Here is a 23,718-nt window from a genome sequence, read left to right as displayed (position 1 = left end):
AAAAAAATAATATATTTAAATTTAACTTAAATAAATCAATGAATAGTATAAATTATCCAACTACATATGCCTTTTAGTTATATAAATACATAAAAATAAATCAAAATAATTTAGAGTAAAAAAAAATAAAGAAATTATCATTGTAGTTTTAGAAAAGTAAAATTAAGACACACTGCTAAGTTAGTTGTTACTAACAGAACTTTTATTCTAAAAAAATCAACCTAAAAACGATAATTTATACCACTTGCAATGTAATGCAAACCTCACTATCTTGTGATTAGTTTCTTGCAGAACCCTACACTACATGTAGTTGTTAACTGTTTAAGGAATTAGCTGTATATCAAAAGGAAGTGAGTAAGCTCTCTGAATTTTCAGACTCCACATCTGAAAAACAGAGAACTTGAATTCAGTGCAAGCAGAAGTTTAAAATCTGGTGACTAAATCAGGTGTACTTGAACGGTACCTGAGTAGATTATAATTGATAAGCCTTTTTATCAATGATTATTATCCGCAAAATCCACCATTTTTAAAAACTTCTTTATGTTCAATCTTTTAACATAAGGAAATTATCATGAGTTTTTTATCTGATGATTTAGTTAATGTTTCGAGCTATACAAGAAGACGAAACGGTCTTCTTGAGTATGTGTGCGAACACACTCGAAACTACCCTAATACGAAATACTAAATATTAGTGAAAATTTTGGGGCTAATTATTAGCCCCCTTTTACAAAACTTAATTATAAGGAAAAATATTATGGCTAAAGGCTCTAGTATTAATGGAAATGGTAATAATCGTAATAATTCATACACTATAAAAGGGCGAGGTGTAGTTTCCCGACCTAAGTTAGTTAGTGAAATTAAACAAGGCTTACACCCTGACACTCATATCTATCTACGTAACGGTGTTGAATATGCGCGTAACAACAAAAACCAAGACAAACCTGATAATATCAACAATTAGGGCTTGATGAATTGAGGATGCTCTTGCAATAAAGCAAGAGCATTAAATTAAAAAGATACTCTTTTTAAAAGTTGACTTGAACAGGAGTATTATCTGCAATTACGGTAACATTTTGTGAAATGATGAAGTTTACTTCTTCGTTAACCTCTGGATCATCCTCAGTATCACAACTAACAGCAACGGTGTAATCACCTATAGTAATAAAACCTATTTCAAAGTTATAGCTTGTTTGTTCGCTATCAAAAGTCACTGCGGTACTTGCATAAGGTAAGTTTCCAGTTTCATCTCCACCGTTATCTTCTAAGGTATCAATAACCAAATCCGCACCTTCATATATATAGACACTTGCAACATTTGCAGTTGAATCAGAAAGTGGCGTACATTGATTTTCAATTAATAACGTTTCTGATACAGTTCCATTAATATGACCCGCTTCATTGTTATTAACTAATCTAACACCGCGTGGCTTAAGAAAATAACCAGCTTGACCAACAGGATTCGTCATTCCTTTATTTAAGTCAAATTCTAACGTGAAGTCTACCGTTCCACCTAACGTTGCAGTGAAACCATCTAATTTGAGTTCATTTGAAGGTACACTTACACTGATTTTATCACTCGTTTGTGCATCAATGCCGTAAGAACCATCACTCATGATTAAACGTAACTGTGTATAATCACCTGCTTCAATGCTGATACCATCGACTAAAGCAATTGAATCACTACCTTTATATTGTAATAAATCAAGACCTACCGTATTAGGAATAACATCACCGCTATTATCTAAACATAGATCATTGACTGCAATCATTCCTTCTTCATTACCTACAATGAAAACGGTATCTGCACCATTACCTTTAAGTTCTATTTGGTTGAAACATACAACGACTTCAGAAAGATCATCTACTGGCGCGTCACTTACCGATAAAGAAAAGCTAGGTAATGGTGTGATATTTTCTACTGGAGCTTTATCGCTTGAGCCGCCACAGGCAGTAATTAATAGAGCAGATAAAGTGAAGGTGGCAAGGTGTGTTTTATTTAACATAATTTTTCCTAATGAATTAAGGTTATAGCAACTGAATCTTTCAGCTTCTTATTCTTTAGTGAAATCAAACAAATATGAATATTACGTTTCATTATTGATAGACTTTTCTAAGAAAAATGACACAGTTATTGTTGCGTCACGATTGCTATTAAGCAATTTATCAATTGAACTTAAAGTTTCTATAGTAAGAGAGCTTAAGCCAACAAGGTTAAGCATAACATTTAATTGAGTACGATATATTGAAGGGTGATGCACATCTGTCACTGTTTAGTGCGGGAGATACCTACTTAAAGGTACAAAGTAGTAAAAAACCTTTAAGTGTAAAGCAAATGCAGCTGTAGATTAGTACAACAGGAGTATTCACTAATTATAAAGGCTTTAGGGGCCCTAAATAAAAGAAATAATAGCAAGTTATTCGGCTGTTTAGACTACTGGCTAAGTTACCTTACATTCTGATAGCTTAGACCTTAGCTCCTCATTAGATTTACTTAAAATGGTTATATCAGCCAGCGCAATATCTAACTCAGCTTGAGCAGCCAACATCTTACTTATTGTCGCAGTTTTATCTTTTTGAGCCGTAACTTCTCTAACTTTTACTTTGGCCAATTCAGCTTTAGTTTCATCTAGCAATGCTAATAAACGCACTACATCTTTATTCTCAGTAAAGACTTGATCACTACCTATTTTGGTTTCAATAGGTTCATCAGCTTCAATAAATTCATCAGTTTTGTTAACGAAATACAAAAACGATAATCTTAAAATATAAAACAATAACGTTAAGCATAAAACCACACCATATTGAAATGAGTGTTCCGTTAATGCGCTAGTGAATTTATCACTTAAACTACCATCGGCGACAACTAAGCTCATAAAAAAGTTATTGTGCCAAACAAGGGCGATTAAAAAGTAAACTAGAAAAAAGTTAGGCGCTTGATTTTGAGCTCGATTAAAAACTAGGGTTGATTTAAAAAATTTTGAAAGCATAAAAGTCCTTTTTTATAACTAAATAATCAATTTAGTATAAATATATTGATTGGATACTGAGGGTTTCGACTATTTTAATGCTGTAAAAACAATCAGTAAACCATCTTCGTTAGTTACTTCATTATAAGGTGGAATTATTGATATTTATATTATTATTTGTCATCGATATTGAGAAAATTAAAGCATTAGATCAAAAGAAGTGGTTTATTTTGGCCCTTACGACAAAGGAATAGCTTGTTCACAAATCTCAGGGGTTGCAAAAAAATACTAAACAACTTTATCAAAAGCTATGCTGCAAATATTATTATTAAAGAAGCCAAAGGTTGTTAATGCAAGGCTTAATAAGTTGATTTTAGGTTCAGTTATAAATGCTCGTTTACCATAATTTATTTAACTGTTAATACTCGTCAAAGTACCTTAAATCTAATCAAGGATTACCACTAAAACAGATTTATTCAACGGTGTATTTTAACACAACAACAACTCAGCGTGTTTATTCTACAATTGAACGCATATTACATTTCAGTAACCTGACCTATTCGTTAAAAAAATGTTATAAAGTACCGATAATATTAAAAATTCACTTAGTTTAACTCCTTCAGGAAGCACATGAAATATTCAATCAACACAGCCTTACTTTGTTTATGCATTGCTGTTAGTGGTATTGCGGTAGCCAAAAGCAGCATTAGTGACGATAAATTTCGTCAGCTAGAAGAAAACTTACCAACGCCAAATACTTATCGCACAGCGTCTGGTGCACCTGGCCATCAATATTGGCAACAAGAGGTGGATTATAAAATTGATATTACCCTAGATGACGAGAAACAAACGTTATCAGGCAGTGAAACAATTGATTATACAAACAACTCCCCTGATACTTTACGTTATTTGTGGTTACAGTTAGACCAAAATAAATTAGCTGATAATGCAGGTGCAAAAACAACACGCACAGCACCAGAGAAAAAAATCACTTATACCGGTTTACGCAATGTTATTGAAACAGACGAATTCCAGGGCGGTTATGACATTACTAAAGTAGCTGGTTCAAACGGCAAAGCGTTAAGTTATGTTATCAATGGCACTATGATGCGCATTGATTTACCAAAAGCGCTCAAATCAGGTGATAGCGTAGAGCTAAATATTAATTGGAACTACCAATTACATGAACAAAAAGTCTTAGGTGGCCGTTCAGGTTACGAGTATTTCAAAGAAGACGATAATTACCTTTACGAAATAGCGAGTTGGTTTCCTCGTGCTGCAGCTTACTACGATGTCATGGGTTGGCAGAACAAGCAGTTTATTGGTAGCGGCGAATTCACCTTAGAGTTTGGTGACTATGACGTTAGCATTACGGTTCCCGCTGATCACGTCGTAGCAGCAACAGGTGTGTTACAAAACCCAAAAGATGTTTTAACAAAAACTCAACGTAATCGTTTAGCAAAAGCTAAAGATGCCGATAAGCCAGTACTCGTTATTACACCTGAAGAAGCTTTAGAAAACGAAAAATCGCGTTCTACTAATACTAAGACTTGGGAATTTGAAGCGAAAAACGTACGAGATTTTGCTTTTGCCTCAAGCCGTAAATTTATTTGGGATGCACAAGGTTACAAAGGTGGAAAAACCGACACAATGGCGATGTCTTTCTACCCAAATGAAGGTAACCCGTTATGGGAAAAATACTCTACTGAGTCAATTATCCACACCATGGAGCAATATAATAAATATACCTTTGCTTATCCTTACCCTGTTTCTATCTCGGTAAATGGCCCTGTTGGTGGCATGGAATATCCGATGATCACTTTCAACGGCCCGCGCCCGACATTAGATAAAGAAACGGGTGAAAAAACCTATTCTCGCAGAACTAAATACGGACTTATTGGCGTAATTATTCATGAAGTGGGACACAACTATTTCCCAATGATTGTGAACTCGGACGAACGTCAGTGGACTTGGATGGATGAAGGTTTAAATACTTTTCTACAATTTGTTGCTGAACAAGCATGGGAAGAAGGTTACCCATCTCGTCGCGGTGATGCTGCAAATATTACCAGCTACATGAAAAGTGACAACCAAGTTCCTATCATGACGAATTCTGAATCAATTTTGCAATTTGGTAACAATGCATACGGTAAGCCAGCAACAGCATTAAACATTTTACGTGAAACTGTTATGGGCCGAGAGTTGTTTGATTTTGCTTTTAAAGAATACGCGCAACGCTGGAAGTTTAAACGCCCTACTCCTGCAGATTTTTTCCGTACTATGGAAGATGCCTCGGGTGTTGATTTAGATTGGTTCTGGCGTGGTTGGTTCTACACTACAGATCATGTTGATATTGCCTTAGGTAATATTCACTTATATCGTCCAAATAGCCAAAACCCTGATACGGAAGAAGCTTGGGAACGTGCATTAGATAACGAAAAGCCTGACTTTATTAGTAAAGTTCAAAATAAAGGCAAGTGGGTTAGAACTGACGATAAACCTGAGTTGTTAGACTTTTACAATGAGCATGATAAGTTTACAGCTACAAACGCAGCGCGTAATAAATATAACAAAAGCCATGCAAAATTAGAGCAATGGCAAAAAGACCTACTTATTGACGAAAGAAACTTCTACATTGTTGATTTTGAAAATAAAGGCGGACTTGTGATGCCCGTTATTTTAGAGCTAACTTATGCTGACAATACCACTGAGCGAGTAACTTTACCTGCTGAAATTTGGCGTCGTAATAGTAAGTTAGTCTCTAAATTATTTGTGCGTGAAAAAGAATTAACCGGTATCGCTATTGATCCTAACTGGGAAACCGCTGATGTAGATGTTAGTAATAATTACTGGCCTGCACGCCCAATTAAATCTCGCTTTGATTTATACAAACGCAAGAAAGATGACATGATGCGCGATTACAATGTTGAATTGAAAAGTACTAATGATAGCAAAAGTGCAGAAGAAGATAATGAGGCTGAACAGTAAACATGTTGTTAAGTCTAGCTAAACGCCTTTTGGTTTTGCTATTGTGTGGGTTAGCTGCTAATGCGGTTGCCCACCGTTACTTTTTTAGTATTTCCGATTTATCGTTAAATGAACGTACTCAATCAATTGAAGTTATTCACCAAATAACGGCTCATGATATCGACAACGCTATAGCTGAAACGAATCAAATACACTTCTCTGTTGCTCATCCTGATTATGAGAAGTTTATTCGCCAATACGTAGAAGCGCATTTTCAATTGCATTATCAAGACCAAGCCATAGCATTAAATTGGATTGGGCTTGAGGTGAGTAAAGGTAATATATCTATTTATCAAGAAGCTGAGTTTTCTCATGCTTTAACAGGCCTTAAAATAACTAATCGTTTATTGACTGAGCATTACCCAAAACAGGTGAATACAGTTAATTTCAAGGATAAGCAGATAAAAGGTAGCCTAACTTTCAAAAGATCAGTTATTATTAATGAAATAAAACCTTAAAATTAATACAACCAGATTTTTATTTTGCTCTAGAATGCGCAAAATAACCTTACCCTTTTAAATTGAGTCTTTGGAAAAAAATTCATGAATGCAGAGTTTATTAACCCCTTCCTTTCTTCGATGCTGAACGTGATGACAACCATGGCACAAATGGAACTCATTCCTGAGAAACCTCGCTTGAAAAAAAATGAAATAGCTAAAGGCGATGTTTCAGGATTAATTGGTATGGTAAGTCAACAAACCAAAGGTTCTTTATCTATTACCTTCGAGGGTAAGTTAGCACTTGCTACCATGAAAAAAATGGTCGGTGAAGGGCCAGATGAAATAAATGAAGAAATTACTGACCTCGTTGGTGAAATCACCAATATGGTTACCGGTGGTGCCAAGCGTATGCTGAGTGAAAAAGGTATAGAATTTGATATGGCAACGCCTATGGTAGTTTCAGGGCCTGGTCACTCTATTCATCACATGGCTGACGGTCCAATCGTTATCATTCCGCTCACTTCAGAATTTGGTAATGCCTATATCGAATTTAGTTTTGATAAATAGTTATATTTAATCCCGAAAACCAGCCTCGTTAATACGGGGCTTTTTTATGTTCAGGATGAACGGTATGTCATGGTCACATGGATGTGAAAGAATGACGATGTTCAGGATGAACGGTATGTCATGGTCACATGGATGTGAAAGAATGACGATGTTCAGGATGAACGGTATGTCATAGTCACATGGATGTGAAAGAATGACGATGTTCAGGATGAACGGTATGTCATGATCACATGGATGTGAAAGAATATTTGCGTCTACAACAAAAGAGTAAAATAACCTATGTGGCAACAAGTCGAGTTAACATTAAAACCTTTCCCTCGTGGTTTCCATTTGATCACTGAAGACATTGAACTGGCACTAGCTAAATTTCCACCTGTTCATTTTGGCTTATTACACCTTTTCATTAAACACTCATCAGCATCGCTTACCATTAATGAGAATGCCGATCCGACTGTACGTGATGATATGGAGCGACACTTTAATCAATTTGTCCCTGAAAATGCTCCCTACTATCGTCATACCTATGAAGGTTCAGATGATATGCCAGCCCATATTAAGGCAAGTACGTTAGGTAGTAATATTACTATTCCCTTAAAAAACGGCAGAATGAACCTAGGTATTTGGCAGGGAATTTACCTTGGTGAGCATAGAGATTATGGTGGTTCGAGAACGTTAGTCATTACTGTAAATGGTGAATAAATGTTGTGATATAACGAATGCCTTTGTTTACATCACACATTTTTAAACTGCGGTCTATTTTCTCATTCACTAATATTTTTTGAACGATTGAACTTATCTATACCATTAGGTACAATATAACTGATAAATATAATTAATGGTGATAATTGTGGTAAGTGGACGTAAACGAAAGTTTGATGAGCAAACAGCATTGCAAGCTGCAATGGAGGTTTTCTGGGCTAAAGGTTTTGTCGGTGCGTCTTTGGCCGATTTAACGAAAAGCATGAATATCAACAAACCTAGTATGTACAGCACGTTTGGCAATAAAGAAGCTTTATTTATAAAAGCGACTCAACATTATATTGATCATAATATGAAGGTACATCTAGATGCTTTGTTTACGCCCGACACGCCATTAAAAATCCGTTTAAAAAACTATATGATGTCGATAGTCGGTATGCAATGTAGTACTGAACAGCCTAAAGGTTGTTATCTTGTATTGTGCCAATCAGAAATTGCTGGTGGCGATATTCCCGATGAAGCCAAAAAGTTACTTATTGATATTGAAACTGCGCCAAACGCTTTATTTACCGATTTATTTACTACAGATAAAGAATCGATATCACTAGGCTTAAATGTAAATGCCGAAGGTAACGCATTAAGTTTATACACCGCATTAAAAGGCTGTGCTGCTATGGCTCGCTCTAAAGTAGCATCTACCGATCTTTCATTCGTTATTGATACTATTTTAGCTGGTGTGTTTATTAGTAATACTGATATCGAAGCAACAGCAATTAAATTGCAATCCTGACTTATAAGCTTTTGTTAATAAAGTTATTTTATTTTTTACTACCTTAAGCTTGGCTTTTTTTAACAATGTTTATTTAGACTTAATAGATATCAACTCGTTTTATCCGCCCTTCGAAAAAACATATAGCCCTTCATAAAGACAGGCTAACTTTCAAGCCTGTCTTTACACAACTAAAATAATCGTATCAGCGCATTGTAAAATATTTACACAAATATTTTTCAAAATAACTGTTGACTTAAATATACCGATCGGTACAATAACAATTAATTACCGACCGGTATAAAAAAATTTACTGGTTATTTTCTTTAAACTATAGATATATTATCTTCAAAAATATCTCAATAGATACTTTTGAAAGACATATTATTAAGGTACTTTGACATGACTACATTAACTACACACACAATCGAATCAGCACCAGAAGCAAGTAAAGCACTTTTAGAAAAGTCTGTTGGCGCATATGGCATGTTACCGAACTTACATGGCGTATTAGCTAGCGCACCTAATACATTAGATGCATATCAAATATTGCATGAGCTTTTCCTTAACACTTCATTTGACGCAGAAGAGCTTACCGTAGTATGGCAAGGCATTAATGTTGAACATGGCTGTAACTACTGTGTTCCTGCTCATACAGCGATTGCACACTCAATGAGTGTAGATGCGGATTTGATTCAAGCATTACGTGATGAAAAACCTATGCCAACCGCAAAACTACAAGCTTTACTTGATACAACATTAATTATTGTCCGTAACCGTGGTCACATTTCTGCTGACGAATTAGCAAACTTTTACGCAGCGGGTTATGGCGAGCAACAAGTATTGGAAATTCTTTTAGGCTTATCTCAAAAAGTGATCAGCAACTACACAAACCACATTGCTAATACCGTTGTTGATAAACCATTTAGTAAATTTGCTTGGGAAAAAGTATCTAAGTAATTTAAGCATAGTTTGAACGACCAAAGCTTGATTTCATGCTTTGGTCATTTTCATATCTCCATTTTAATGTTAAATACTTACGACATACATTCAAGTAATGCTATTAGAACAATGGTCGCTAGAAAAGCCATCATGATAACGTCAGGTTCTAATATCCGTTTTTAACATCAAACATAACTATTGAAGAGAAATACTATGAGCAATAAAATCAAAATAGATATCGTTTCAGATGTCGTATGTCCGTGGTGTGTTATCGGTTACGGCAATTTAACTAAAGCAATTTCAGAATTAGGGCTAGAAGGTAAGGTAGAAATTGAATGGCAACCCTTTGAGCTAAATCCCGATATGCCGTCAGAAGGCGAAGAGTTAGGTGCACATTCTGCACGTAAATATGGCTCTACCCCAGAAAGTAGCGCTAAATTTAGAACCGAAATGACAGCGCATGGTAAAACCGTTGATTTTGACTTTCACTACTTCGAAGGTATGAAAATCATTAATACGCGCGATGCTCATATATTACTTGAATATGCAAAAAAGCAAGGTAAGCAAACCGAATTAAAAATGCGTTTATTTTCTGCTTTTTTTACTGAGAAAAAAGACATTTCAAAACGAGATGTTCTAGCCAAAGAAATAGCGACTGTAGGGCTAAATGTGGAAGAAGCAATGGCGCATTTACAAAGCAGTAAAGCAATAGAAGCTGTTATTGAGCAAGAGTCTTATTGGCAAAAACTCGGTGTTTCTTCAGTTCCAACCGTGGTTTTTAACCGAAAGAGTGCCCTTGCAGGTGCCCAACCAGTTGAAGCATTTAAACAAATTTTAGCGGAACACTTAGAAAATTCATGATGATTCATTTATGTTATGAGCTTTAAAGAATACAAGTAAATAACATTGATAAAGCGTAAAGTGAAACATTGATAACGTTTTAATAACGATCAATGTTTCATTTTTTCTCTTTTGCTTATTTTGTTTATTTTGTTTATTTTGTTTATTTTGTTTATTTTGTTTATTTTGTTTATTTTGTTTATTTTGTTTATTTTGTTTATTTTGAACCTAGTGTTTAGAAATAACTTTAGTAAACTCCCTTTAATCTTATTAATAATGACTACTCAGCTAACTGAACAAGTACCCGACGAGTAATATTACATAAAAGTTCATAAGGGATAGTTGTCGCAAATGCTGCAACTTCTTCCACGGGTAAATCTTTGCCCCATAACGTTGCAATATCACCTACTTTGTCTTGGCTTTGTGAGCCTAAATCTACTGAGATCATATCCATTGATACTCGACCAATTAACGGTACGCGACGATTATTAATAAGCACAGGCGTACCATTAGTTGCATGACGTGGATAACCATCTCCATAGCCAATGGCAACGACACCTATGGTTGTGCTTTTTTCACTTGTCCAAGTACCGCCATAACCTACAGCTTCTCCTGCCGCTAATTGGCGAACAGATATCAAGCTTGATTGCAAAGTCATCACAGGTTCAATACCTTCAATAACATTATCTGCAGATAATGGCGAAACGCCATACAGTAATAAGCCAGGTCTGATCCATTGATAATGACTTTCTGGCCAAAGTAGAACACCGGCAGAGTTAGCCATACTTTTTTCTGATGGCAGTGCTGACGTTAACTCATCAAATAAGCAAACTTGTTGCTGAGTAGCAGGGTTATCTTTATCATCAGCACAACCTAAGTGGCTCATTAATACTATGGGTTGTTGAACATTTTTTGATTGCGTTAATGCTTGATAAAATGCCGGTAGCTGCTCAGGATTAATACCTAACCTGTGCATACCAGTATCAATTTTCAACCAAACTTTTAACGGGGTAGTTAAATTAGCGTTAACAATTGCAGCAAGTTGCTGTTCGTTATGTACTATAGTTTGTAAATTATTAGCGGCTAAGGTGTTTATATTTTCTTCAGAAAAAAAACCTTCAAGCAAAACAATAGGTTTAACTATTCCCGCCTCTCTCAAGGCAAGCGCTTCATCAATGCGAGCGACACCAAAAGCATCAGCATGAGGTAACGCATTAGCAATTCGCTCTAAGCCATGCCCGTAACCATTAGCTTTTAAAACTGCTAGCACTTTTGCATGGGGAGATAACGATTGAATAAGGCGGTAATTATTGCTTAAAGCCGCTAAATTAATTACCGCGGTTGCTGTGTGTAATGCCATTAGTACTTAGTCTTCATCCAGTACATGCGGGCCAGCATAATTGTCGAAACGTGAGAACTGCCCTTGGAAAGTAAGTGGTACACGACCTATAGGACCATTACGTTGCTTACCTATAATAATTTCAGCCATACCTTTGTATTCAGAATCGTCGTGATAAACCTCGTCACGGTAAATAAACATGATTAAATCGGCATCTTGCTCAATGGAACCTGACTCACGTAAATCTGAGTTAATAGGTCGTTTATCTGCACGTTGCTCCAAGCCACGGTTAAGTTGCGATAGAGCGACAACCGGCACTTGTAATTCTTTAGCTAAGGCTTTTAATGATCGAGATATTTCAGCGATTTCTAGCGTTCTGTTATCGGAAAACTGTGGTGCACGCATCAGTTGAAGGTAATCAATCATAATTAAGCTGATACCTCCATGATCTCGAGCAATACGTCTTGCTCTTGAGCGCACATCTGTTGGTGTCAAACCTGCAGCGTCATCGATAAACATTTTACCTTTTTCGATTAATAAGCCCATAGTTGACGATAAACGTGCCCAATCTTCATCTTCTAATTGCCCGGTACGAATTTTAGTTTGATCAATGCGACCCAGTGAGGCAAGCATTCTCATCATCAACTGTTCTGACGGCATCTCTAAACTAAAAATTAGCGCGGGTTTATCTTCTGTCATTGCCGCATTTTCTGCCAAGTTCATCGCGAAGGTTGTTTTACCCATCGATGGACGACCTGCAACAATAATTAAATCTGATTTTTGGAAGCCAGCAGTCATTTTATCGAGATCAGTAAAGCCGCTTGAAACACCAGTAACACCGTTAGTGGGTGATGCACAAAGTTTTTCAATACGATCAACTGTTTTTTCCAATACCGAACTGATGTTCTCTGGACCTTCAGATTTATTTGCTCGTTGTTCAGCAATAGCAAAAATCTTGGTTTCAGCGAAGTCGAGTAAGTCTGCACTGGTGCGCCCTTGCGGATCATAACCTGCTTCAGCTACTTCATTCGCAACACTGATCATTTCACGCGTAACGGCACGCTCACGTACAATATCTGCATAGGCAGTAATATTGGCGGCACTGGGCGTGTTTTTCATCATTTCAGCGAGATACATAAAGCCACCGGCATCATCAAGCTTTTGATCGTTTTCAAGTGCTTCAGATAAGGTGATCAAATCGACAGGATTACCTAGCTCAATTAAGCGGCCAATAGTTTCAAAGGTAATGCGATGAGAACGGCTATAAAAATCTTGTGCAACTACACGCTCACTGACTCGGTCCCAAGTTTCATTATCTAATAATAAACCACCTAGCACAGACTGCTCAGCCTCTAATGAATGTGGCGGAACCTTTAATTCATCAATTTGTTTATCTCGAGGAAATTGGTTGTTTCTACTAAACTTGGCTGGCTTGCGATCGGCCATATCACACCTTAAATGCTTGGCGATAATCTCAGCTAATGAAAGAAAATAATCTTCAATAGCGTAATAAAATTATTCGAAAATAAAGAGAGCTAATGTAGCAGAAATTCACCTTAAGCAAAATGATAAAACAAAAAGATTTATTTCATATACATTAAGTTTTTCGAGATATTGAAAGTGTTATTTATAGTGCTGTGGAAGATAATAAATTTGATTAAAATATAATGGGATTTACCGGTAAAATTTAGGCTATTCAAATACTGTAAGTGAACGCCTCAAAACATGAGGCGCTGCTGATATTATTTAACTTCTATACGACCACTCACGGTACTTGCTCGCACTGACCCACTGGCATTACCGGTTTCAAAAGACAATTTAGAACTTGGACCATATTTAGCGCGTCTAGCTTTTGCTGATGTTAGACCGTTGACAATGTTTCCCCCGGCATTAGTTTTTAAATTAAAACTCGCTTGTACTTCATTTTTAAAGTCGACCATTAAATCACCACTGACACTCGACATTTTCACCAAGCCATTTTCATTTAATGATAATTGGCTTTCAAATTCTCCGCTCACCGTTGAAACAATTAATTCATCAACTTTTGCGAGTTTTAATTCAATGTCACCCGACACTGAATTAGCCGATACTTCATTAGCTGTAGAACTTGAGGTTAAGTTGCCGCTCACCGTTTTAAAAAGTGCTCGCCCAGACGAGTTTCGATCATGAATGTCGCCACTTACCGATGACAAACGTAATTTTCCTGATAAGTTTGTACTTTCGATATTGCCACTGACCGTTGCTAACTCGATCTGTTGCATAAGATCTTTAGCATTAATATCACCACTAACAGTTTGTATTTCACTGCCATGAGTAAAGTGGCTAATATTAATATTTGAAGATACGCCTTTAAAGCTAACACGTACATGTTTAGGCATTACGATAGTAAGATCTGAACCTTCAACGCCCCATCCACTATGACTGTTGTTTGGTATTTCAACTTTAATAATGATACGCGAACCTGACTTTTCAAACGTTAAGCCTTCAGCTTTATTGTCTAACTCACCCGAAACTGAAACCGTATCGCCACTGTTACCTATAACCGTTACTTCACCGCGTAAATTTTCAATACTGACATTGGTAATATTGCCTAACAACATTGACTCATCGACACGTTCGCCAGCCACACTAGGTATTGCCGTAATCAACAGCAAAAGGGGTAAAAAATTACGTAAGCTTCTCATGTTAACCTCTTATATCGAGTCTAATAACGACTAAATTTTTTGCCACTGGGGGCTATATAATTGTGTCAGCAAATCTAACTCTTGCTGCTGTGTCCAACGTAATAAATTTAATAAATCACTATTATTAGGATCATCTGCTAAGGCTTTGCTAATCGTTTTTTGCGCAGAGCTTAGCTTAACTAATTCGGCCTGCATTGCCACCGGCAACTGCCTAATATCTGGTGTACCAAAACTCACCAACATACTTTGTTTTTGTTGTTCAAAGTCTTGTTGCATTGCAGCAACTAAGTTTACCGATGGCATACTTGTCAAAGGCTCAGGGCCTATTGTAACCCAAGTGAGCAATACCGCAGCAACTACAGAAGCGGCCCATGCAACAGGCATAAAGGTTTTGCGCTTGCTATGATTATTTGTTGTGGTTACTTTTTGGTTAATTGCTTTGTCGATACCAGACCATAAATCACGCTCAGGCGTTATTTCTTTGGGAAGCTGTGCAATCGCTTCTTGTAAGCGTTGTTCCGTATTTTTATTAACATTCATCGTTTCTTTCATCATTTACTCACTTAACGACTCGCGTAATAAGCCTCTAGCTCTATGGTATTGGGCTTTACTTGTGCCCACCGCCATGCCTAACATATTGGCAATTTCTTCATGACGATAACCCTCAATAGCAAATAAAACAAAAACCAGCCGTGCTCGTTCAGGTAGTGTTTGAATTTTTTTATCTAAGTTTGAACAATCTGGCATTTCAACTGTAGCAACTTCAATAGTTTGATCTTCAATACTAAAAACACGTTGTATCCAGCTTTTATTTTTACGAATATGTCCTAAAACAATATTTGTGGCGACACTATGTAACCAAGTTGAAAACTTACTTTCACCACGAAAATTACTGATTTTTTGCCACAATTGTACAAAAACTTCCTGACAAACATCTTCAGCGCTGTCTTTGTCGGCTAGCATACGCCAGCACAACGCATAAATACGCCGGTGGTAGTTTTTATAGAGATGATGAAATGCTTGCTGATCTCCTTGCTGAGCTTGCGCGATCCATTGCGGCTCCAGATCTGGGCTAAAACATTCATTGGCATCAATAATTTTCAACTTATCCAAAAAGTAAATTCTCGACGTATTTCATCATTATTAAGTTAGATGCAGTATGCCGCAAAAGGGTTTAAAAAAAAGTAAAAATAAAATAACGAAAAACAAAAGCAAGTGCGGTGATGCATTAAAAATACAATCATACTCATAAATATGAGCATATTATTAGCAGGTAGGAACTTAATTTTTGGCAAAAAAAAAGCACCAAAGGTGCTTTTTTCATCTGGTATATTAGCAGAATTACTTCTTGCTAAGAGCACCAAAACGCTTGTTGAATTTATCAACACGACCACCAGTCTCAGCAGCTTTTTGCTTACCAGTGTAGAATGGGTGACATTCTGAACATACGTCTAAATGTAAGTCTTTACCTACAGTTGAACGAGTTGTAATAACGTTACCACAAGAACAAGTTGCCTTGAACTCTACATAATTTGGATGAATACCGTCTTTCATGGGAAACCTCTGTTAAGGCCGTATCGCCACTTGATCAGTCATTATTGCTGCCAAGCACCATACGAGTTAAAAATAATGGAGGCGAATGTTATAGGATCATTATCGCTATAGCAATAAAAATCGCTAAAAAAGTAGGCACTTTTTAACATTATTACATTAAAACAAAAATAGCTTCATTTTGTAGCTTGGCATTGCGTCATTTAGCAGTAGAATAAGCACAACATTTGGTTTCACTATGGCAGTATTTTTGGCAATACCTTCTACAGACATTTATGTGCAAGTTGCAATACCGGTGCCTATGCGCCAGTTGTTTACTTACAAAGTACCTGCCGAATTAAATACTAAAACTATCACATTAGGCGAACGTGTAATTGTGCCTTTTGGCTCTCGCCAAGTGATCGCCATAGTTTTGTCGATAGATGAAAGCACAGAATATGCGCCAGAAAAAATAAAGTCTGTATTGAGTAGAGTCAGTGATAGCTTTAATTTTTCACCCACACTACTCAATTTTATTCAGCGTTGTAGCGACTATTACCATCACCCGATTGGTGATGTATTCCAACAAGCATTACCCGTACTGTTGAGACAAATAAAGCAACCTGACGTTGAATTACCCCAAATTTGGTTAACAAAATCAGACTTAAGTGATGAAGAGCAAGCAACCACAGCTAAACGCTCACCCAAACAAGCTGAATTATTAACTATGCTTAAGCAACACCATGGCATGACATGGTCAGAGTTATTAACGCTTGGCTTTAATAAAGCACAGCTCAACGCTTTAGAGAAAAAACAATTTATTTACAGTAAAACCCGAACAGTTTCTCAATTTAAGTGGCAAGATCAAGCATTACAACAAGAAAATAAGCTCGCATTATCCCCCGAGCAAGCCATTATTGTTGCTACCGTAAAAGAAATGCAATCGCAGTTTTCTTGTCACTTAGTCGACGGTATAACCGGCAGTGGTAAAACAGAAGTATATTTACAGGCTATTGAACAAATATTAGCAAAAAGTCAGCAAGTGCTAGTCTTAGTGCCTGAAATAGGGCTTACACCACAAACCCTAAGCCGTTTCGAACAACGTTTTAATGTACCTATTAGCTTGCATCACTCGGGGTTAAACGACAAAGAGCGTTTACAAACTTGGTTAGAAGCTCAGCGCGGTACAGCAGCGATTGTAATTGGTACACGTTCAGCTATATTCACACCGCTACATGATCTAGGTCTTATTATTGTTGATGAAGAGCACGACGCCTCATTCAAACAACAAGACAGTTTTCGCTATCATGCTCGCGACATTGCCATACTAAGAGCCAGACAACTTGATATCCCTATTATATTAGGCACAGCAACACCAAGTTTTGAATCGCTACAAAACGCCTTAACGGGAAAATACCATTATCATCAATTGCGCAAGCGTGCTGGTAATGCATCAACGGCTAAAATAACCCTTATCGATGTTGCACAGCAACAAATGGAACATGGGCTTTCTGGCACCTTAAAGCAAGCCATTAAAAACACCCTTGCCCGTGGCGAGCAAGCCTTAATCTTTCTTAATCGTCGCGGTTATGCTCCAGCAATTAATTGTCAAGAATGCCATTGGGTAGCAGATTGTCAGCGCTGCAATAAACCTTACACGCTTCATCAAGGGCAAGGATTACTCATTTGCCATCATTGTGGCAGCCAAAAGCGTATACCTCCTCAATGCCCAAGCTGTGGAAGCGTGCGTATTAAACCGATTGGCCAAGGTACAGAGCAATTAGAAGAAAAAATTAGCAGCCTTTTTCCTGATTACTCTACCGTAAGAATCGACCGAGATAGCACGCGTAAAAAAGGCGCATTAGCTAAACTCTTAACCGAAGTGAGTAATAAAGAACACCAACTGTTAATTGGTACGCAAATGTTAGCGAAAGGTCATCATTTTCCAGATGTCACCTTAGTAGCGGTACTTGATGTTGATGGTGCACTTTTTAGCTATGACTTTCGCGCAGCGGAGCATATGGCGCAATTACTTGTTCAGGTATCAGGACGAGCCGGTAGAGCAAGTAAACCGGGTCGAGTAATGGTGCAAAGTAATTTCCCTGAACATCCTTTATTACAAGATTTAGTCAACAATGGTTATCAACATTTTGCTAAACAAGCATTGATAGAGCGCCAACAAGCCTTATTGCCACCATTTAGTTTTCAAGCTTTATTTCGCGCCGACGCTAACTACCCTTCTTATCCAGAAAAGTTTTTACGCGCCATGACAGAAATGCCTTTTGAAGGCTGTCAGTTTGCGGGTCCTGTTCCTGCAGCAATGGAAAAAAAGGCCGGTAAATTTCGTTTTCACTTAATTTTGCAAGCAAAATCACGAAAACAACTGCATCAGGCGGTCTTTAAACTTATTCATCAAAGTGCAAATAATGAATGGCAATCAAAAGTAAGATGGTCAATTGATATCGATCCGGTCGACTTGAGTTGGTAATTCGATAAGTCTGAGAAAAGTTTATTTACAAGTTAATCAACTCAATGGGTGTTATTTCTTTACCAGTTGGTTAGAATTGGCGAAAGTCTTCAGGTATTTATTTTCCATGGCACATCAAGATTACGTTTCCCGCTCGCGAGCAAAAAATAAAAAGCAAAATCCTTATAAAAAAAATGAGCAACCGCCTCAAGGACTTTCGACGAAATTGAAATTAATTACAGCATTTCTCATTATCGCTATACCTAGCTTTAGCTATATGTTGTGGAGTATTAAAGACAAACAACCTGAAACCGTTATTGAACCTAAAGTCATTAAGGCTAAGAAAAAAGCAGCAGAACTCCCTGAACTTCCGGAAGAAAAATGGACATACGTTGACGACCTAAAAAGCAAACAAGTTGAAGTGGGTGAATATGAAGTTACCCAAAGAGGTCCTTATAAAATGCAATGTGGTTCGTTTAGAACTCGTAAACAAGCTGAATCATTAAAAGCAAAAATCGCTTTTACAGGTTTAGAGGCGCAAGTCAGTAAAGCCACGGGTACCTCATCGGTCTGGTATAAAGTTTACTTAGGTCCTTATACGAAGAAGCGTGAAGCAGAAAAAGATAAACACAAATTAAAAAATAACTCAGTACATGGCTGTAAAATATGGGGCTGGGATTAATAAAGCTTAACAATCTACCAATATGAATACCTCCTGTGCAGCTGATAATCTTTGGCTGCTCATACCTCAATATAATATATACATTCAGGCAAGTGTAATTCGGCATTTATGCCAACAAATCAATCTTATAATATACCTTCATCAAGCGACCTTAAAAACTCAGCGTATTAACATCTAACTAGCCACTTAAAACGGCTAGCGAACAAGCGATTAAACTACTCGCTGGTTATTAATCATCGCTGCTCCCTTGAAAAAGCTCAAGCTACCCCTTATCTAATCTACATTAGACAAGCCGACTATATCAGTTGGCAATATGTAAGAGGTTAATTGTGACTACTATTGTTTCTGTCAGACGTAATGGCAAAGTTGCCATAGGTGGTGATGGTCAAGTTTCCCTTGGCAACACTGTAATGAAAGGCAATGCTCGTAAAGTGCGCCGCTTATACAATGGCAAAGTACTCGCCGGTTTTGCTGGCGGCACAGCTGATGCCTTTACTTTATTTGAACGTTTTGAAAGCAAGTTAGAAATGCACCAAGGCCATTTAACGAAAGCGGCGGTTGAGCTTGCAAAAGATTGGCGCAGCGATCGTGCACTGCGCAAACTTGAAGCTTTGTTAGCGGTTGCCGATGAAACAGCCTCGCTGATCATCACAGGTAATGGCGATGTAGTGCAACCTGAGCATGATCTTATTGCTATCGGTAGTGGTGGTAACTTTGCACAATCGGCTGCAACAGCACTACTAGAAAACACCGAACTTTCTGCGAAAGAAATTGTTGAAAAATCATTAAAAATTGCCGGTGACATTTGTGTATTTACCAATCAGCAACACGTGATTGATGAACTTTAACCGCCAATTTGTAAGGAATTAATATGTCGAATATGACACCACGTGAAATAGTTCACGAACTCGATAGCCACATTGTTGGTCAAGCGGATGCCAAACGTGCCGTCGCAATAGCGCTAAGAAACCGCTGGCGTAGAATGCAACTTAATGAAGAGTTGCGCGATGAAGTTACCCCTAAAAACATTCTGATGATTGGCCCTACAGGTGTCGGCAAAACAGAAATTGCTAGACGTTTAGCCAAGTTAGCCAACGCCCCTTTTATTAAAGTTGAAGCGACTAAGTTCACAGAAGTAGGCTATGTTGGTAAAGAGGTTGAAACGATAATTCGCGACCTTGCTGACATGGCTATTAAAATGACCAAAGAACAAGAAATGACGCGTGTTAAGCACTTAGCCGAAGAAGCTGCTGAAGAGCGTATATTAGATGTTTTATTACCATCAGCACGTGATGGCTTTGGTAATGACGAACAGCCAGATAATAGCTCTACTCGCCAAGTATTTCGTAAAAAATTACGTGAAGGCCAACTTGACGATAAAGAAATTGAACTTGATTTAGCTGCCGCTCAAATGGGTGTTGAAATCATGGCACCTCCAGGCATGGAAGACATGACCTCGCAGTTGCAAAGCATGTTCCAAAACATGTCGAGTGAAAAAACAAAAAAGCGTAAGTTAAAAATCAAAGACGCTTTTAAGGCTTTACAAGAAGAAGAAGCCGCAAAAATTGTTAACCAAGACGACATCAAAGAAAAAGCGATATATCAAGTTGAACAAAACGGCATCGTATTTATTGATGAAATAGATAAAATTTGTAAACGCGGTGACAGCTCAGGCCCTGATGTTTCAAGAGAAGGTGTGCAACGTGACTTACTACCATTAATTGAAGGCTCTACCGTTAGCACTAAACATGGCATGGTTAAAACTGACCACATCCTCTTTATTGCTTCAGGCGCCTTTCAAATGTCAAAGCCATCTGACTTGATCCCAGAGCTACAAGGCCGATTGCCGATTCGTGTTGAATTAAAAGCGTTGACCACTGATGATTTTGTCAGGATATTAACCGAACCTAACGCTTCACTGACCGAGCAATATATTGCCTTGTTAGCGACTGAAGGCGTTGATATTTCATTTAGCAAAGATGGTATTCAAGCTATTGCGAATGCAGCATGGCAAGTAAACGAAAGTACTGAAAATATTGGTGCGCGTCGCTTACATACTATGATGGAACGCTTAATAGAAGAGCTTTCGTTTACCGCGAATGACCGTGCAGGTGAAACGATCCTCATCGATGCTGATTTTGTTGCTAATATCTTATCTGATTTAATTAAAGATGAAGATCTTAGCCGCTTTATTTTATAATTAGCGGTTAGTATCAGGAGTTAAACATGAGTAATATAAGCCGCTTCATTATCAATAAGGCTGCATCGGTTTTATCTGTTTTTTTTGAAAATGATAAACAAGAAAGCCATAAAACTATTGATTTGAATATCGAATATTTACGTGTGTTTGCTCCAACTGACGACAAAGGTAAAGCCACAGGCGAAACACCTAAGGTCTATCATAAGAAACAAGTACAATTACTAGAAATTGAATCGGTGGGCAAGCATGGCTACCGATTCATTTTTGATGATGGACACAGCAATATATATCACGACGATTATTTATTACTATTAGCGGCTGAATATCAACAACGTTGGCAGCGTTACCTTGCCAGTACAAGTACCGTAAGTAATAGCCGAGAGGCAATAATAGAGATTAAAGAAGTTAAATAACATCAATTATATGATGCAATTAATAGCATCATATATCGTCACTGAATTCATGCTGAGTTATTTCCGTCTAAAGTATTTAGTAAACGCTTCTTCACTTATTGGTTTGCTAATAAAATAGCCCTGAACCGCATCACAGCCAATATTACGCAATAATTGTAACTGCTCTTTTGTCTCAACGCCTTCTGCCAGAACACGCTTACCTAAGCCATGTGAAAGTTCAATCATAGTTTTCACTATGGTTAAGTCTGAATCGTTAGAAGCAACTTCTTGAATAAAGCTCCGATCAATTTTTATTTTATCAATCGGTAACCTTCTTAAATATGCCAATGATGAGTATCCTGTACCAAAATCATCAATCGACACTTTAATGCCCATATTTTGTAACTCTATGATGGTTTTCATGACTAACTCAATATCCGTTATAACCACATTCTCTGTAATTTCTAACTCAAGATAAATAGGCGGAATAGCATATTTTTTAAGGAGAGTTTGAATATTTCGAATAAAGTTAGAGTTTTGAAACTCATCTGCCGTAATATTTATGGCTAAAGGGACTCGTCGATTATATTTTTTATACCATTTTTCAATTGTTTGACAGGTTTTTTCAAGCACATAATTATCTAACTCACTAAATAAATTAAGCGCTTCAATATCAGCAAAAAACTGCCCTGGTGCTAACAACCCCTTTTCAGGGTGTTGCCAACGAACTAATACTTCGGCGGCTTCTAAACGGTTTTGCTTCAAATTTAATTGTGGTTGAAAATGTAAAATCAGCTCTTCATTTGCTATAGCTTGGCGAATTTCTTTTTCCATTGCCATCAAATGTCGACCGTGTGACTGCATACCTGATTCATATTTAACAGTTCGAATATTAAGGCTTTCAGCTTGAAAAAGCGCTAGGTTAGACTTTTGCAGTAGCTCATCAGCATTATCGGCGTCGGTAGGAAATTCACAATAACCAATACTGCATTGTAAGTGCACCTCATGTTGCTCAATTTGATAAGGGTGAGCAATTAAAGCGTGCAGATGCTCTTCAGCTGTCAACTGCTGGCGCTCAGTACTGTAGTTAATAACATACATGAATGAGTCGCCGCTCAAGCGCCCTACCACTTTAGGTTGCAATAGGCTTTGCGTTAACCTGCGGGCAGTTTCACCCAGAATTAAATCACCAACTTTTAAGCCATAAGTATCATTAACGAATTTAAATCTTTTGAGATCAAGTAAGTAAACACAAAGTTTATCTCCGTTCTCGCCAGCAGTTTGCATTTCGTGTGTTAATTTTTCGAGTACCTGTTCACGGTTTAATGCGCCAGTTAGCGCATCGTGCTCATCTAAATATTTAGCGCGATTAATAGCTGTGTCCGCGATATTTCTTTCTGCGCCTTGCATCCATATAAGTATAATAAAACCTAATGTTGTATGAATGCCTAGGTCAACATAAATCAACCATTCAGTTAAATGCCTAAACCAGTCTTCGGTTAATGAAATAATAGAAGTAAATGAAAAGGCTAAATATCGAATGCCAACAAGCACACAGTAAACTAATAAAATTTTTCCAGAAAAATGCTCTACATCAGAGGAGTATAAATAGCATGCTGCAACAATAAATCCACAACCAAAAATAAATGCAGCTAAACTTTCACGTAGATAAAAGCGATTAAAAACATTTGCACTATCAAAGCCATAAGGCAGAACAGCGATGCAACTGAGAGTTATCACAACGAGCACACCAATAATAAGCACTCGAGGGTTAATTGGAGCTTTTTTTGTCGCGCTGTAAATACCCAACATCAAGAACAAGAAGTGAAAATATTGACTTATTTGTCTTATTAACGCTAGCGATGTATCAATGAGACTGCCAATGTTTTGTTGGCTCAAAGTACTTTCTAAAGCGAGAGATAGTTGGTTTACAGCTAAGGCGGTTAAACTAAATAGCCAATATTTAACATAGGTACGTCCAAAACCTCGATAATAAGCGAGGAGAAGTAAAGCAAGAATGCTAAAAATAAGAGTTTCTGTGGAATAGATTAAGCTATGGGCAAATTCCCGAACAGCCATAAATGCAACTATTAATAATAGATAATAATGGCTATTAAATAATGTTTTTTAATGAATTACAAGTTAGCAACACTTTCACTATTTTTACTATCAAT

At 37.3% G+C, this 23,718-nt stretch carries 22 protein-coding genes; 13 read left to right on the top strand and 9 right to left on the bottom strand.

Translation table 11 applies throughout. The features are described 5' to 3' along the window. Nucleotides 1-754 precede the first annotated feature (754 nt). Nucleotides 755-961, top strand: coding sequence for a DUF3892 domain-containing protein (locus tag H4J50_RS08760; protein WP_182255768.1), 207 nt, complete (start codon nucleotides 755-757; stop codon nucleotides 959-961). A gap of 64 nt (nucleotides 962-1,025) precedes the next feature. Here the strand turns inward: H4J50_RS08760 and H4J50_RS08755 are convergent, their stop codons facing one another. Together H4J50_RS08755 and H4J50_RS08750 are read right to left on the bottom strand one after the other, a co-directional pair. After that, the gene (locus H4J50_RS08755) at nucleotides 1,026-2,003 is read right to left on the bottom strand and encodes a DUF4382 domain-containing protein (protein ID WP_182255766.1); all 978 of its coding nucleotides are present in this window, start codon (nucleotides 2,001-2,003) and stop codon (nucleotides 1,026-1,028) included. A 435-nt stretch (nucleotides 2,004-2,438) separates the two neighbouring features. Beyond that, on the bottom strand, nucleotides 2,439-2,987 hold the full coding sequence (locus tag H4J50_RS08750) for a hypothetical protein (RefSeq protein ID WP_182255764.1): 549 nt from the start codon (nucleotides 2,985-2,987) through the stop codon (nucleotides 2,439-2,441). Between the two features lie 609 nt (nucleotides 2,988-3,596). On the opposite strand from H4J50_RS08750, the gene H4J50_RS08745 reads away from it, so the two are divergent. From H4J50_RS08745 to H4J50_RS08715, 7 genes are all read left to right on the top strand, one after another. After that, nucleotides 3,597-5,954: a M1 family metallopeptidase gene (locus H4J50_RS08745; RefSeq protein WP_182255763.1), complete on the top strand. Its 2,358-nt coding sequence runs from the start codon at nucleotides 3,597-3,599 to the stop codon at nucleotides 5,952-5,954. Nucleotides 5,955-5,956: 2 nt separating this feature from the next. Then, nucleotides 5,957-6,451 carry a DUF6702 family protein gene (locus tag H4J50_RS08740; RefSeq protein ID WP_182255761.1) on the top strand — a complete coding sequence of 165 codons (495 nt, stop codon included), beginning with the start codon at nucleotides 5,957-5,959 and terminating at the stop codon, nucleotides 6,449-6,451. Nucleotides 6,452-6,535: 84 nt separating this feature from the next. Continuing rightward, entirely contained in the window at nucleotides 6,536-7,000 is a 465-nt protein-coding gene (locus H4J50_RS08735; protein ID WP_108454838.1) for a chemotaxis protein CheX, read from the top strand. Nucleotides 7,001-7,279: 279 nt separating this feature from the next. Beyond that, nucleotides 7,280-7,699 carry a secondary thiamine-phosphate synthase enzyme YjbQ gene (locus tag H4J50_RS08730; protein ID WP_182255759.1) on the top strand — a complete coding sequence of 140 codons (420 nt, stop codon included), beginning with the start codon at nucleotides 7,280-7,282 and terminating at the stop codon, nucleotides 7,697-7,699. Between the two features lie 148 nt (nucleotides 7,700-7,847). Continuing rightward, nucleotides 7,848-8,489, top strand: a complete 642-nt coding sequence (locus H4J50_RS08725; RefSeq protein ID WP_182255757.1) for a TetR/AcrR family transcriptional regulator — start codon at nucleotides 7,848-7,850, stop codon at nucleotides 8,487-8,489. 381 nt (nucleotides 8,490-8,870) lie between these two features. Then, complete coding sequence (locus H4J50_RS08720) at nucleotides 8,871-9,428, top strand: carboxymuconolactone decarboxylase family protein (protein ID WP_182255755.1); 558 nt, start codon at nucleotides 8,871-8,873, stop codon at nucleotides 9,426-9,428. Nucleotides 9,429-9,623: 195 nt separating this feature from the next. Beyond that, nucleotides 9,624-10,271 (top strand): DsbA family oxidoreductase, encoded by a 648-nt coding sequence (locus H4J50_RS08715; protein WP_182255753.1) that lies wholly within the window; start codon nucleotides 9,624-9,626, stop codon nucleotides 10,269-10,271. 259 nt (nucleotides 10,272-10,530) lie between these two features. On the opposite strand, the gene alr is transcribed toward H4J50_RS08715, so the two are convergent. The 6 genes from alr to rpmE all read right to left on the bottom strand — a co-directional run bounded on the left by alr (nucleotide 10,531) and on the right by rpmE (nucleotide 15,827). After that, on the bottom strand, nucleotides 10,531-11,610 hold the full coding sequence (alr, locus tag H4J50_RS08710) for an alanine racemase (protein ID WP_182255751.1): 1,080 nt from the start codon (nucleotides 11,608-11,610) through the stop codon (nucleotides 10,531-10,533). A 6-nt stretch (nucleotides 11,611-11,616) separates the two neighbouring features. Continuing rightward, nucleotides 11,617-13,035 (bottom strand): replicative DNA helicase, encoded by a 1,419-nt coding sequence (gene dnaB, locus H4J50_RS08705; RefSeq protein WP_182255749.1) that lies wholly within the window; start codon nucleotides 13,033-13,035, stop codon nucleotides 11,617-11,619. A 296-nt stretch (nucleotides 13,036-13,331) separates the two neighbouring features. Beyond that, on the bottom strand, nucleotides 13,332-14,273 hold the full coding sequence (locus H4J50_RS08700; RefSeq protein ID WP_182255747.1) for a DUF4097 family beta strand repeat-containing protein: 942 nt from the start codon (nucleotides 14,271-14,273) through the stop codon (nucleotides 13,332-13,334). Nucleotides 14,274-14,303: 30 nt separating this feature from the next. Continuing rightward, nucleotides 14,304-14,828, bottom strand: a complete 525-nt coding sequence (locus H4J50_RS08695; RefSeq protein WP_259366204.1) for a hypothetical protein — start codon at nucleotides 14,826-14,828, stop codon at nucleotides 14,304-14,306. Then, nucleotides 14,829-15,386, bottom strand: coding sequence for an RNA polymerase sigma factor (locus H4J50_RS08690; RefSeq protein WP_182255745.1), 558 nt, complete (start codon nucleotides 15,384-15,386; stop codon nucleotides 14,829-14,831). Nucleotides 15,387-15,614: 228 nt separating this feature from the next. After that, nucleotides 15,615-15,827, bottom strand: a complete 213-nt coding sequence (rpmE, locus tag H4J50_RS08685; protein ID WP_077286181.1) for a 50S ribosomal protein L31 — start codon at nucleotides 15,825-15,827, stop codon at nucleotides 15,615-15,617. Nucleotides 15,828-16,062: 235 nt separating this feature from the next. Between rpmE and priA the strand changes: the two genes are divergently transcribed. The 5 genes from priA to H4J50_RS08660 all read left to right on the top strand — a co-directional run bounded on the left by priA (nucleotide 16,063) and on the right by H4J50_RS08660 (nucleotide 21,565). Then, nucleotides 16,063-18,291, top strand: a complete 2,229-nt coding sequence (gene priA / locus H4J50_RS08680) for a primosomal protein N' (protein ID WP_182255743.1) — start codon at nucleotides 16,063-16,065, stop codon at nucleotides 18,289-18,291. A gap of 106 nt (nucleotides 18,292-18,397) precedes the next feature. Then, nucleotides 18,398-18,952: an SPOR domain-containing protein gene (locus H4J50_RS08675; RefSeq protein WP_182255742.1), complete on the top strand. Its 555-nt coding sequence runs from the start codon at nucleotides 18,398-18,400 to the stop codon at nucleotides 18,950-18,952. Between the two features lie 329 nt (nucleotides 18,953-19,281). Continuing rightward, on the top strand, nucleotides 19,282-19,800 hold the full coding sequence (hslV, locus tag H4J50_RS08670; RefSeq protein WP_085306175.1) for an ATP-dependent protease subunit HslV: 519 nt from the start codon (nucleotides 19,282-19,284) through the stop codon (nucleotides 19,798-19,800). A gap of 23 nt (nucleotides 19,801-19,823) precedes the next feature. Next, on the top strand, nucleotides 19,824-21,152 hold the full coding sequence (gene hslU, locus H4J50_RS08665; protein WP_108454829.1) for an HslU--HslV peptidase ATPase subunit: 1,329 nt from the start codon (nucleotides 19,824-19,826) through the stop codon (nucleotides 21,150-21,152). A gap of 26 nt (nucleotides 21,153-21,178) precedes the next feature. Then, a complete protein-coding gene (locus H4J50_RS08660) occupies nucleotides 21,179-21,565 on the top strand; it encodes a gamma-butyrobetaine hydroxylase-like domain-containing protein (protein ID WP_182255740.1) in 387 nt (128 codons plus the stop codon). A 57-nt stretch (nucleotides 21,566-21,622) separates the two neighbouring features. Here the strand turns inward: H4J50_RS08660 and H4J50_RS08655 are convergent, their stop codons facing one another. Beyond that, a complete protein-coding gene (locus tag H4J50_RS08655; RefSeq protein WP_182255738.1) occupies nucleotides 21,623-23,623 on the bottom strand; it encodes a bifunctional diguanylate cyclase/phosphodiesterase in 2,001 nt (666 codons plus the stop codon). Nucleotides 23,624-23,718: the final 95 nt, after the last annotated feature.

The organism is Colwellia sp. 6M3, assembly GCF_014077595.1.
Taxonomy (GTDB): domain Bacteria; phylum Pseudomonadota; class Gammaproteobacteria; order Enterobacterales; family Alteromonadaceae; genus Cognaticolwellia.
The sequence above is the reverse complement of the archived record's forward strand: the minus strand, read 5'-3'. Positions and strand labels throughout refer to the sequence as shown.